Source organism: Avibacterium sp. 21-599, from assembly GCF_026226765.1.
Taxonomy (GTDB): Bacteria; Pseudomonadota; Gammaproteobacteria; order Enterobacterales; family Pasteurellaceae; genus Avibacterium.
In genome coordinates, this window is the sequence record NZ_JAKKOB010000002.1 from 88,433 (window position 1) to 101,169 (window position 12,737).

Below are 12,737 nucleotides of genomic sequence, written 5' to 3' on the forward strand. Positions count from 1 at the left end.
AAATGGGAGAACACAATGAACACCGTTATTTTTGATAATGCGCAATGTGCGGTAGAAAAAATTGCTGAAGAATTAAAGCAATATAGTCTTGCAGGACGCCCTGTCCATATTTCTCTTTCAGGTGGTAGCACGCCAAAACTTTTGTTCAAAACCTTGGCAACAGCACCGTATAACCAAGCTATCCAATGGCAAAACTTGCATTTTTGGTGGGGCGATGATCGTATGGTTGCGCCTTCTGATCCTGAAAGCAATTATGGCGAAGTGCAAAAATTATTGTTCGATCATATTGCGATTCCAGCAGAAAATATTCACCGCATTCGTGGTGAAGCCCCTGTGGAGCAGGAACTCTCACGCTTCCAAAATGAACTTGCAGAAGTCGTGCCAAACGGCGAGTTTGATTGGATTATTTTGGGTATGGGCGCAGACGGGCATACCGCTTCATTATTCCCACATCAAACCAATTTTGATGACGAGAGTTTAGCAGTGATTGCCAAACATCCAGAAACAGGGCAAGTGCGAATTTCCAAAACCGCCAAATTGCTTGAGCAAGCCAAACGCATTACCTATTTGGTAACAGGGGGAGCTAAAGCGGAAATTTTAAAAGAAATTCAAAGCACGCCAGCGGAAAATCTGCCTTATCCCGCCGCGAAAATCAAGGCAAAAAATGGCGTAACAGAGTGGTATTTGGATAAAGAGGCGGCAAAGTTGTTGTAATAAAATAAAAGTGCGGTGATTTTTTAGCAAATTTTTATTGGGAAAATAAATGGATCAACTGGATCTCTCAGCCTTAGAAAAGGCGTTTAATTCACTTGAAATGACCTTAGCGAAATTGGCGGATAAGCAATGGTTTACAGCACAAGAAAATATTGTGCAAGATACCCTTATCGCTGGTTGCATTCAAAAATTTGAATTTGTTTATGAGTTAAGCATCAAAATGATGAAACGCCAATTAAAACTGATTGCAGAAGCCCCCGATGAAATTGACAGTGCAGATTTCCGTGATATTTTGCGTTTGAGTGCAAAAGCAGGCTTAATTGAGCAAGTGGAAGATTGGTTGCTCTATCGCAAAATGCGCAACATCACCTCGCATACTTACGATCAAAATAAGGCGCAACAAGTTTATGAACAAATGATCGGTTTTTTAGCTTCCGCCAAGAACTTGCTCAACCAATTACAGCAGCGTAATAATGATGATTGATATTCAACCTCAACATCTTGAAATTGTAGAAAAAATACTCCGCACTTACTTGAGCGAGTATGAAGTGCGTGCCTTTGGCTCAAGGGTGAAAGGCACAGCACGTCCCTTTTCAGATCTTGATTTAGTGGTAATGACAACACAGCCCCTTTCTTTAAGAACACTGTGTGAAGTAGAAAACGCTTTTTCAGAAAGCGATTTACCTTGGCAAGTGGATCTTGTGGATTGGGCAGCAACATCATCAGAATTTCAGCAGATTATTTTGCAGAAATCTGTGGTTATTCAACAACAGATTTCATCAACCTAGCCTTTCATAAAGGCAGCAACTGATTATAACGAAACAGGAGAAAGTTATGAGTCAAAAAGGCGATATCGGCGTTATCGGTTTAGCGGTAATGGGACAAAACTTAATTTTAAATATGAACGACCACGGCTTTAAAGTGGTGGCGTATAACCGTACTACCTCAAAAGTGGACGAATTTTTAGAAGGCGCGGCAAAAGGCACAAATATTATTGGCGCTTACTCGCTAGAAGATTTGGCGAGCAAATTAGAAAAACCGCGCAAAGTGATGTTAATGGTACGTGCAGGTGAAGTGGTTGATCAATTTATCAATGCCTTACTACCTCACTTAGAAGAAGGCGACATCATTATTGACGGGGGAAACTCAAACTACCCAGACACTAACCGCCGCGTGAAAGAATTAGCAGAAAAAGGCATTCGCTTTATCGGTGCTGGTGTCTCTGGCGGTGAAGAAGGTGCGCGCCACGGGCCATCTATTATGCCCGGTGGTAATGCTGAAGCTTGGCCTTATGTGAAACCTATTTTGCAAGCGATTTCCGCCAAAACAGATAAAGGCGAACCTTGCTGTGATTGGGTTGGGCAAGAAGGCGCTGGACATTTCGTCAAAATGGTACATAACGGCATTGAATACGGTGATATGCAATTAATTTGTGAAGCTTACCAATTCTTAAAAGATGGCTTAGGTTTAAGCTATGAAGAAATGCAACAGATTTTTGCTGAATGGAAAAAAACAGAACTAGATAGCTACCTGATCGACATCACCACCGATATTCTTGGCTATAAAGATAGTGATGGTGAGCCATTAGTTGAAAAAATTCTGGATACCGCGGGACAAAAAGGAACGGGTAAATGGACAGGAATTAATGCTCTTGATTTCGGCATTCCACTCACCTTGATTACAGAATCTGTGTTTGCACGCTGCGTTTCTTCCTTTAAAGATCAACGTATTGCCGCCTCTAAATTGTTCAACAAAACCATTCAGCCTGTGGAAGGAGATAAACAGATTTGGATTGAAGCGGTGCGTAAAGCGTTACTTGCCTCAAAAATTATCTCTTATGCACAAGGCTTTATGTTAATCCGCGAAGCCTCTGAAAACTTCGGCTGGAATATTAACTATGGCGCAACCGCATTATTATGGCGTGAAGGCTGTATCATTCGTAGCCGTTTCTTAGGAAATATCCGTGATGCTTATGAAGCAAACCCAGATTTAATTTTCTTAGGATCAGATCCATACTTTAAAAATATCCTAGAAAATGCCTTAAGTGATTGGCGTAAAGTGGTGGCAAAATCCATTGAAGTGGGCATTCCAATGCCGTGTATGGCAAGTGCGATCACCTTCTTAGATGGCTACACTTCAGCAAATTTACCAGCTAACCTACTTCAAGCACAACGTGATTACTTCGGCGCACATACTTATGAACGTAAAGATAAAGCACGCGGTGAATTTTTCCATACTAACTGGACAGGACGTGGTGGTAATACCGCATCAACCACTTATGATGTGTAAATGATTAAAGAGCGATGAGATAACTCATCGCTTTTTTGCATAAAAATAAAGTGCGGTATAAAATTTCAATATTTTTAAACCGCATTTATCATATAAAAATTAAAAATAGGAGTCATAAAATGAAAAAAGAGAATCCCGTAGAATGCGTTGGCTGTAATACCTTTGATGTTGGAACAATTATTGATAACAGTAATTGCACCAGCCATCTTGAACGTGTTTATGCCAGCAAAGAAGACGCCGAACAGGCTTTAACCGAATTCACAGCCAAAGCGCGAAGTGCAGAAACTGAGCCTTGCCAAATTAAGGCAGAAATTACCCCGGTTGAAAATGGCTTTTTACTCAGCGCAGATTTTACCTTTAGCTGCCAAGCTGAATCCCTTATTTTTGAATTGGGGTTACGTTAATCAAACAAATCACAATGTAAAACAAGGGGCTGATTTGGCCCCTAATTCAATCTCTGAGTATCAAATAAATCGCTTTATTTTCAAAATAATATCAAGCATAATCCGCCCTTTCATTTTATTAACAAACTAGGAAAACAAATGACAGTTCAAACAACAGAAAAATTGGCAAATCCGGGTCCTTTAGGCTTATGCGGTTTTGCTTTAACAACATGGTTATTAAGTTTAATTAATGCAGGGATGTTTGCTAAACAAGATGGGATCTCTGTTGTGTTAGCAATGGCATTCGCCTTTGGTGGAACAGCACAATTAATCGCAGGTATAATGGAATACCGCAAAGGCAATACCTTTGGCTTCACTGCTTTCATCAGCTATGGGGCATTCTGGTGGTCTTGGGCATTGTTCGTACAATTTATGCCAACCGCAAGCCCTGCCTTTTTAGGTTGTTACTTAGCTGCTTGGGGAACTTTTACTTTAATGATGTTTATTGCTTCATTTAGCAAACCAAAAGCGTTACGTGTGGTCTTCTTCTTTCTTGTGCTAACGTTCTACGCATTAGCAATCGGCGATGGTTTTGGTTATCACTATATTGTGAATATTGGTGGGTATTTAGGGTTAATCACAGCATTAGCCGCATTTTATCTCGCTGCCGCAGAAATGATTAACGAAAATTTTGGTCGAGAGATTTTACCGATTTAACTTGTTACATGGAATAAATAATGCATATTGGCATTATTTATTCCAGTATTGCTTATGCATACTAAAGAATCGAATAAGAGATATTGGTAGCATATCGTAGTGAAGACCTAATTTATATCCAACAAATTTTAGTAAGGTAGTAAGTATTGCTCTAGGAATCCAAGATGGTGAGCTTTTCATGAGGTATTTCATCTCTGATAGTACAAATCGCCGCCCTTCACCTGTTGGCTTGCCAAATTTTTCTTGTATCCAATTTTCTTGTTTTTGAAAGACACCTGTATCAAAATAACGTTTAAATTCCTGCCAAGGAGTGTAGTTATGGGAGTGATGTACTGTGGCTTTAGCAGAATAAGCAATCTTATATCCAGCTCCAATAATTCTTGCGGCTAAATGCATATCTTCTGCCATAATTACATTATCGGGAAATCCTCCTAGTTCTCTAAATAAAGAAGCTCGATATGCAGCAAAAGAATTCGAGATAAATACTGTTTTTATCCCTAGCCTAGCAATATCTTCTTGGCTTTTTATTATTGTCTTGTCTGGGTAGTTAAATAAACGAGCGTGCGTAGCTAATGGATTGGCGTCTTTATGGGGAAGTTGACGTCCATACACAGCGCCTACTTGAGAATCTAAAAATGGTTCAATAATTTTTTGCAGGCTAAAGGGAGATGAGAGTAGTGCATCTTGTGTTAGGAAAACGAAAATATCAGCGTCCTTAAACAAGGAGGCCGATAAATTTCTAGTCTCACCATGATTAAATTCATTAGTAGGGATAACGGTTACCTTAAAATTAGCGTGTTTAGATAATTCAACGGTTCTATCTTGAGAAGAAGAATCGATAATAATAACTTTATCTGCTTTTACTTTCTGCCGCTGATAAGTTTGTATCCAAGATTCCCATAACATTCCAGGATTATAAGTGGGGACAAACAGAGCTATTTTCATAAAATAATCATATATTTAGTTAATATAAATAATTACAGTCTAAATAAATAGATAATGCATCTTTTTAATAAAGATACATATCTATATTTTCGCTCAGAACGAGATTTTAATATATTACTAGGAATAACATTGTTAAATTTTTCTAACTCTTTCATTTGCTTTGTTGCTAATATGAAATTAGCAATGAATTTTCTCAAGTTTCTAAAATAATAGAATAATTTCCAATTTTTATTAAATGTACCAACTTGGTTATTTTGATGTTGTCGGTATAATAATGTTGGTTTCTCAATAAAATAACTCTCTCCATAATATTTAGCCAACAGTGCAATCCACCAATCATGCATATATAAGTTTTTTATATTTACTTGATTTAAACTAGATAAGACAAGATCTCTTAACGCTTTATTTATACAACAAGATGCTCCTTGGACACAATTTTTGTAAATAATAGAATCATCACTTAAAACAGCAGGAGTAATCCCTTGATAATTAAAAAAACTACCTGCAATATGATTGCCGCTATCATCAATTAGCTCGGCATCACTAAAATAAAGTTGTGGAATATGCTCAGATAAATTACATTTATTAATATAAGAGAAAAATGTCTCTATCTTATTAGAAATCCAGATATCATCTTGGTCTGCTAGAAAAATATAATTGCTATTTGTATAATTTAATGCGACTAAATAGTTAGATATTATACCTTGTCTAGGTCCTGACAACACTTTGTAATTTCTATAATTATAACTTTTGAATATATTAATGGCTCTATTAATAGTGCTATCGGTAGAGCCATCATCAGATAAGATTATTCTAGATGGAAGTCTAGACGACTTTAGTATACTCTCTATTTGGTTATGTATATATTTCTCACCGTTATAAGAACAAATAATAATTTCATATGACAAATCTTTCATATACATTCTTAATCCAAAGGTGAATTTAATTCATTCCTATATGATACATTAGTTTCTGTTTAAATGAATTTATATGCCAAGCTCTAATTCGAATTCGTTGTTCTGATATATACTCATCTAGTAAATCTTTATCAAAAGATTTACCGAAATTTCGGATTAGCATCCATTCAGTTATTTTTCTATATACTATATCTCTTTTAAGAAATGGGAAACCAAATTCATCAACAATAAGAAATGGACAAACCACAATCATTCCAAATTCATCAATTAAACGGCTTATTTCTTGTTTCAGACATGCATTATAATATGCTATATGTTCACTAGTAAATTTTTTATTGTATAATCCTAAGCTTAGTTTTTTTAGTCTAGAAATAATATTAGGATCTAAATGTTTGTTAGCTGATGTTTCTATTAAAAATTTTGTGAGCACCTCTTTATTATCAACAATTTTGTTTATAATATTATCTGTACTTAAGAAAATTGTTGGTTTAAATCCATCTTTTAGGATAGACTGAGATAGCTTGATTTCGCCATTATTTATATTATGACGCCGATCATCACTTACTAAAAAATTAGTCCAAAAATTAATGAAATTTTTTCCTTTCAAAACATTATGTGAGAATTTTAAAAAATAAGATTGAACATGATATCCAGACTTGCCAAAATAGTCGCATGCTCCTAGAAAATCATCATCTTGATGTGATTTAAAGAAGTTTACGAATGATAAATCTTCTTCTTTCAAGTTTGCAAAAATGGAATCATTACAAATTACTAAATTCCTTAATTTTATATTATTCTGGTTTAAAAATAAAATAAACTCTTTATATGCACCAAAATCTCTTCCAATATTTTTTCTCTCAGCCATAAATAATGTCTTATCTTTGAAATTAGAAATAAAAGACTCTGGTAGATTACCATTTGATATAACAATAATTTCATAATTTAACTTTTCTAGAAGTGAAAAGTATCTCTCATACATTAATAAAGATTTTGGATTATATACAACAAATAATATAATATCTTTATCATTTAAACTTGAATAATCAAAATTTTCAAATATAGAGAGTAATTTTATAGTTCCATTAGGATTATTCTTTTTATATTTCTTTGCTGCCCTTTTCACAAGATAGCGTTCTTTTACAAGTAAAAGCAATATTAGATTAGATATAAACTTACCTTTTAATATCTTAACAAGTTTTTTCAACATATTATTTCCTTATTAGATTAATAACTCTTTGTATAGAATTCGGCTACATCATTGATATCACCTTTCATTCTTATTGAATGATCTTGTATTAATACGCCGTACTTGCATAATTCTTTTACTTGATCAATAGAGTGGGAGACAAATAGTAGTGTTGTACCTGAATCTAATAATTTAGCCATTCGTTGCTTACATTTCTCCTGGAATGCAGTATCACCAACAGCTAAAACCTCATCAACAATTAATATATCTGGTTTAACCATAGTTGCAATAGCAAAGCCTAATCTAGCAGCCATTCCTGATGAAAAATTTTTTAATGGTACATCAATAAATTCTTGCAATTCAGAAAATTCTATTATTTCATTAAAATGTTCTTTAATAAAAGTACGGTTATAACCTAAAAGAGAAGCGTTGAGATATATATTCTCTTTTGCTGTTAATTCCCCATCAAACCCTGCTCCCAATTCTATTAAAGGAGCAATATTTCCTTTTACCGAAACTGTACCTTGATATGGAGATAATATACCGCATATAAGTTTCAAGAGTGTTGACTTACCAGAGCCATTCCGTCCAATCAATCCCCAAGCCTCTCCTCGTCTTATTTGTAGATTGATATCTTTCAAAGGGAAGAACTCTTGAAACATTAATTCTTTCTTTGCTAATTTAATTATATATTCCTTAAGACTAGTTATATTTTCTGTAGCCTTATTGAATCGAATAGATACGTTTTTTATATCAATAATAATATCAGTCATAATATTTAAGTTGTTATTTATATGTATAAAATAAATTGTTTTTGTTTGGTGAAAAATATATAAATTCCTATGATTAGAATTGCAATTGCATAAAAACTTCCTTGAAATATAGATTCAAGATTAATACTTTCTCCATATAGAATGATTTCACGAAATTGAGTTATGTAAATATACATAGGATTCAAGTTTTCATAGTACCATCTATATTCCAACGGTATTATATTTACCGGGTAAATGATTGGACTTAAGTACATCCATATAGAAATAAATACGCCCCATAGATACTGTATATCTCTAAAGAAAACAGATAGTGAAGCTAATAGTAATCCCAATCCTAAACAGAATATGTATATTTCTAAAAAGACTATAGGAAATAGTAATATATTTAAAGTTGGAACTACATTAGTTACAATCATTACTAAAGCTAAGGCAATCATTGAGAAAATTAGGTTTACTAATGAGCTTGATACTTTTGAAATAGTAAATATGTACTTAGGTACATAAGTCTTTTTCAATAAAGATGCATTAGAAATAATAGAACTGACTGACATCGAAGTTGCTTCAGCAAAGAAATTAAAAATAACCTGCCCAGAGAGAACATATACTGAAAAATTTGGAATATCAAATCTGAATAAGTTAGAGAAAACTGTAACTAGGATTAACATCATTAACAGAGGATTTAATATGCTCCATAAGTATCCTAGATAGCTACGACGATATTTTAGCTTTATATCTTTCAGAATTAATTGTCTAAGTAACTCTCTATAGTGTAACATTTCAGTTAGTACTTTTTTAGAAATATGCATATTATCTTCCATATTTATAGTGTGAATAATACTGCTTCTGTGAAGTTTTTCCCATTTAAATCTTTATTTGATAAATTAGGTTCTCCAATTATGGGCCATTCAATGCCTATAGTAGGATCATTCCAAATTAAAGAATGCTCATCTTTAGGATTATAATAGTCAGTACATTTATACACAAACTCTGCTTCATCACTCAAAACATAAAAACCATGGGCAAATCCTTCAGGCACCCATAATTGTCTCTTGTTTTCAGTTGATAAAATTTCCCCTACCCATTTACCAAAAGTTGGTGAATTTTTACGGAGATCCACTGCAACATCAAAAACTGCTCCCGAAATCACTCTTACTAGCTTTCCTTGAGCGTTTTCTATTTGATAATGCAACCCTCTTAATACACCTTTAGTAGATTTTGAATGGTTTTCTTGTACAAAAGTTCGATTGCACACATTTTCTTTAAACCATTGCTGGCGAAAGGTCTCCATAAAGAAACCACGTTCGTCACCAAAAACTTGGGGTTCTAGAATTTTTACATCAGGAATAGTTGTGTCAATAATCTTCATTATAATGTCCTGTTTTCAATTAAATATATGCTCTTATATTTTTTAATGCATCTTGCCAGTTACTTGGATATATATTAAATGCATTTCTTATTTTTGTATGGCTTAGTTTCGAATTTGCTGGGCGTTTTGCCGCAGTTGGGTAACTTAGTGTATCAATAGCTTTAAGATTAGGCATAACGTCTAACAGACCGTCCTGATTTGCATTATTAAAGATAGCTTGAGCAAATTCAAACCAATTTACATAGGGATAACCTGAGAAATGGTAAATACCGTAAGAAATGCTTTTTTCAGCAATAATAGTATCCGCAATTTTGATCAGTGCATTGGCGATATCTCCAGCATATGTTGGTGAGCCAAATTGATCGGATACAATACTTAAATCATTACGTGTTTTGGCTAAACGAAGCATCGTTTTAACAAAGTTATTACCATATTCACAAAAAACCCAAGCGGTTCGTAAAATAATTGTTTTTTGGCAATATTTTTGGGCGACTATTTCGCCTTGTAATTTTGTTTCACCATAGACACTTTGGGGATTTACCGGATCTTCTTCAGTATATATATTCGCAAGGTTTTTATTTCCATCAAAAACATAATCTGTAGAAATATGTAATAAAGCAGCAGATATTTCTTCGCAAGCAATAGCTAGATTTTTTACTCCATCAACATTAATTGATTTAGCTGTCTCTTGATCAGATTCGGCTTTATCCACTGCAGTATATGCAGCTGCATTAATCACAACATCCGGTCTAAATTGTTTGATTGTATGATTTACCGCTTTTATATCGGTTATATCTAGCTGATCACGATCAAGTGCAAGTAAATCTACTTTATCTTTCAATCGTTCAACTAAGCATTGACCTACTTGTCCATTGCTTCCAGTAACTAGAATCCGAGGCATGATTATTGCTCTCCAGCTAAATGTAACAAATATTGACCATAACGATTTTTTTTCATCGGGGTGGCAAGTTGAATTAATTGCTCGGTTGTTAGCCAACCATTGCGCCAAGCGATTTCTTCTAAGCAAGCAACTTGTAGTGCTTGAATATTCTCAATTGTACGGACGAAGGACGACGCCTCATGTAGGCTCTCATATGTACCCGTATCTAGCCAAGCGAATCCACGACCTAATAGCTGCACTGTTAATGAACCATCTTCCAAGTACATTTGATTTAATGTTGTAATTTCTAACTCCCCTCTCGCAGAAGGCTTAATTTGTTTTGCAAAATCCACAACACGATTATCATAAAAATAAAGTCCAGTTACTGCCCAATTGGATTTTGGATGTTCTGGCTTTTCTTCTATTGACAATGCTTTGAAATCTTTATCAAATTCCACAACCCCAAAACGCTCGGGGTCTTTGACTTGATAACCGAATACCGTTGCACCAGATTGCTGTTCTCTTGCCTGAGAAAGTAGTTGGCTGAAATGTTGACCATAGAAGATATTATCACCTAAAACTAAGCAGCAGCGATCATTACCTATAAATTCTTCTCCAATTAGAAAGGCTTGTGCCAATCCATCTGGACTAGGTTGTACTGCATATTTAAGCTTTATCCCAAAATCACTCCCGTCACTCAAAAGTCGTTTAAAGCTTTCGTTATCTTCAGGTGTCGTGATAATTAGAATATCTCTAATTCCTGCTAGCATTAGCACAGAGAGAGGATAGTAAATCATTGGTTTATCATAAACAGGTAATAACTGTTTTGACACACCGCGCGTAATAGGATAGAGACGCGTACCAGATCCGCCTGCTAAAATAATTCCTTTCATCTATTTTTACTCTTATAAACTTTTGGAACCTAAACGTTCTAAATTATAAGAACCATCTAAGACTCGTTTCCACCATTTAGAATTATTGAGATACCATTCTACTGTTTTACGCAAGCCTGTATCGAAGGTTTCTTCAGGATACCAGCCTAGCTCTTTTCCTATTTTGCTAGCATCAATGGCATAACGTAAATCATGTCCAGGTCGATCTTTCACAAAGGTAATTAAATCAGAATAATTATTTACCCCTTTGGGTTTATTCGGTGCAAGTTCCTCTAATAATTCACAGATAGTTTTAACAACCTCTAAATTAGTTTTTTCATTATGCCCACCAATATTATAGGTTTCTCCAATTTGGCCTTTTGTAACAACTTTATAGAGCGCACGGGCGTGATCTTCAACAAATAGCCAATCTCGGATTTGTTGACCATCACCATAAACAGGTAATGGTTTACCATCTAGGGCATTCAGAATAATCAAAGGAATCAGTTTTTCTGGAAAATGATAGGGACCATAGTTATTCGAACAATTGGTTATAATTGTAGGCAACCCAAATGTGCGATGCCAAGCTCGCACTAAATGATCGCTTGAGGCTTTTGATGCTGAATATGGACTACTTGGTGCATAAGGCGTTGTTTCTGTAAATAATTCATCTATATTATGCAAATCACCATACACTTCATCTGTAGAGATATGATGAAAACGAAAATTTTGCTTCTTGTTTGCGGGCATTTCTGACCAGTATTGTCTTACCGCCTCTAGCAAAGTGTAAGTGCCAACAATGTTTGTTTCAATAAAAGCGGCTGGACCATCAATGGATCGATCAACATGACTTTCTGCCGCTAAATGCATTACTGCATCAGGCTGATGCTTTTGTAAAACATTTTGCAATGAGATAGAATCACAAATATCAACTTGCTCAAAAGTATAGCGGGCATTACTTGAGATCTCCTCAAGCGATTCAAGATTTCCAGCATAAGTAAGCTTATCTATATTAATAATACTATGTGATGTATCTCTTATAATATAACGAACAAGTGCTGAACCAATAAATCCAGCACCTCCAGTAACTAAAATTTTCATATTAATACCATTAAGATTTTTATGGTCATTATATTAGATATTTATATAAATGTCCATAATGCTCAATTATGGGACTGATAATCTTTTTTACCCGTAAATTGTCAAACTAACTGTAACACTTTATCAAACTAAACTTCATAAGGCGTTTTCCAGTTTAAAAATTTGCATGGTCGGTGCTTTAATTTATCAACCGCTGCTTGTATTTGAGCTGCCGAAAATAACGTAATGTCTTCATCTTTTAGAAAATACTCCCTCAGTAAATCATTCTAGTTTTCATTTGTTCCTCTTTGTCAAGGCTGATGAGGTAATAGTGTTGTTGTGCTGATAATACAGCATATTCCCCCTAGCTTCCTATAGCAATGTCTTAATTCTCGTGAAATGGTTGATTTATGTCGATATAATTGCTGGGCAATTTGTGTAATCGTTTTGCCTAATGCGTGAAAAACCATTATCTTTTCGCATTCATAAAGGGTAAGATGTTTGTAGGTGTTCATAAGTTCTCATCAGTGATTTTGTTGTGCTAAACAAATTATCGTTGATTTCCTTATGAACACTTTTTTATTTGTTGCAATTAGATTGTAAATTCAAGTTTTA

At 34.7% G+C, this 12,737-nt stretch carries 16 protein-coding genes and 1 pseudogene; 6 read left to right on the forward strand and 11 right to left on the reverse strand.

Going from position 1 to position 12,737, the window contains the following annotated elements; all coding sequences use genetic code 11:
- Nucleotides 1-15: 15 nt before the first annotated feature.
- The 6 genes from pgl to L5B83_RS10385 all read left to right on the forward strand — a co-directional run bounded on the left by pgl (nt 16) and on the right by L5B83_RS10385 (nt 4,103).
- Nucleotides 16-714 carry a 6-phosphogluconolactonase gene (gene pgl, locus L5B83_RS10360; RefSeq protein WP_250351392.1) on the forward strand — a complete coding sequence of 233 codons (699 nt, stop codon included), beginning with the start codon at nt 16-18 and terminating at the stop codon, nt 712-714.
- 49 nt (nt 715-763) lie between these two features.
- A complete protein-coding gene (locus L5B83_RS10365) occupies nt 764-1,198 on the forward strand; it encodes a nucleotidyltransferase substrate binding protein (protein WP_265778464.1) in 435 nt (144 codons plus the stop codon).
- On the forward strand, nt 1,191-1,502 hold the full coding sequence (locus L5B83_RS10370; RefSeq protein ID WP_265778693.1) for a nucleotidyltransferase family protein: 312 nt from the start codon (nt 1,191-1,193) through the stop codon (nt 1,500-1,502). Before L5B83_RS10365 ends, L5B83_RS10370 begins: the two co-directional genes overlap by 8 nt.
- 46 nt (nt 1,503-1,548) lie before the next feature.
- Complete coding sequence (gnd, locus tag L5B83_RS10375) at nt 1,549-3,003, forward strand: decarboxylating NADP(+)-dependent phosphogluconate dehydrogenase (RefSeq protein WP_265778466.1); 1,455 nt, start codon at nt 1,549-1,551, stop codon at nt 3,001-3,003.
- A gap of 119 nt (nt 3,004-3,122) precedes the next feature.
- Entirely contained in the window at nt 3,123-3,407 is a 285-nt protein-coding gene (locus tag L5B83_RS10380; RefSeq protein WP_265778467.1) for a YfcZ/YiiS family protein, read from the forward strand.
- Nucleotides 3,408-3,545: 138 nt separating this feature from the next.
- Entirely contained in the window at nt 3,546-4,103 is a 558-nt protein-coding gene (locus tag L5B83_RS10385; RefSeq protein WP_265778468.1) for an acetate uptake transporter, read from the forward strand.
- A 33-nt stretch (nt 4,104-4,136) separates the two neighbouring features.
- On the opposite strand, the gene L5B83_RS10390 is transcribed toward L5B83_RS10385, so the two are convergent.
- The 11 genes and pseudogenes from L5B83_RS10390 to L5B83_RS12490 form a co-directional block, all read right to left on the reverse strand.
- A complete protein-coding gene (locus L5B83_RS10390; RefSeq protein ID WP_265778469.1) occupies nt 4,137-5,048 on the reverse strand; it encodes a glycosyltransferase family 2 protein in 912 nt (303 codons plus the stop codon).
- 32 nt (nt 5,049-5,080) lie between these two features.
- Nucleotides 5,081-5,971, reverse strand: a complete 891-nt coding sequence (locus L5B83_RS10395; RefSeq protein ID WP_265778470.1) for a glycosyltransferase family 2 protein — start codon at nt 5,969-5,971, stop codon at nt 5,081-5,083.
- Between the two features lie 19 nt (nt 5,972-5,990).
- A complete protein-coding gene (locus tag L5B83_RS10400) occupies nt 5,991-7,172 on the reverse strand; it encodes a rhamnan synthesis F family protein (protein WP_265778471.1) in 1,182 nt (393 codons plus the stop codon).
- A 17-nt stretch (nt 7,173-7,189) separates the two neighbouring features.
- Entirely contained in the window at nt 7,190-7,924 is a 735-nt protein-coding gene (locus L5B83_RS10405) for an ABC transporter ATP-binding protein (RefSeq protein ID WP_265778472.1), read from the reverse strand.
- Nucleotides 7,925-7,941: 17 nt separating this feature from the next.
- The gene (locus L5B83_RS10410) at nt 7,942-8,730 is read right to left on the reverse strand and encodes an ABC transporter permease (RefSeq protein WP_265778473.1); all 789 of its coding nucleotides are present in this window, start codon (nt 8,728-8,730) and stop codon (nt 7,942-7,944) included.
- Nucleotides 8,731-8,744: 14 nt separating this feature from the next.
- Nucleotides 8,745-9,290: a dTDP-4-dehydrorhamnose 3,5-epimerase gene (gene rfbC / locus L5B83_RS10415; RefSeq protein WP_265778474.1), complete on the reverse strand. Its 546-nt coding sequence runs from the start codon at nt 9,288-9,290 to the stop codon at nt 8,745-8,747.
- Nucleotides 9,291-9,309: 19 nt separating this feature from the next.
- Nucleotides 9,310-10,191 carry a dTDP-4-dehydrorhamnose reductase gene (gene rfbD / locus L5B83_RS10420; RefSeq protein WP_265778475.1) on the reverse strand — a complete coding sequence of 294 codons (882 nt, stop codon included), beginning with the start codon at nt 10,189-10,191 and terminating at the stop codon, nt 9,310-9,312.
- 2 nt (nt 10,192-10,193) lie between these two features.
- Nucleotides 10,194-11,063, reverse strand: a complete 870-nt coding sequence (gene rfbA, locus L5B83_RS10425) for a glucose-1-phosphate thymidylyltransferase RfbA (protein WP_265778476.1) — start codon at nt 11,061-11,063, stop codon at nt 10,194-10,196.
- Nucleotides 11,064-11,075: 12 nt separating this feature from the next.
- Nucleotides 11,076-12,143 carry a dTDP-glucose 4,6-dehydratase gene (rfbB, locus tag L5B83_RS10430; RefSeq protein WP_265778477.1) on the reverse strand — a complete coding sequence of 356 codons (1,068 nt, stop codon included), beginning with the start codon at nt 12,141-12,143 and terminating at the stop codon, nt 11,076-11,078.
- A gap of 128 nt (nt 12,144-12,271) precedes the next feature.
- Nucleotides 12,272-12,433, reverse strand: a pseudogene (locus L5B83_RS10435) (IS30 family transposase); the annotation flags it as partial.
- On the reverse strand, nt 12,434-12,637 hold the full coding sequence (locus tag L5B83_RS12490) for a helix-turn-helix domain-containing protein (protein WP_442780641.1): 204 nt from the start codon (nt 12,635-12,637) through the stop codon (nt 12,434-12,436).
- Nucleotides 12,638-12,737: the final 100 nt, after the last annotated feature.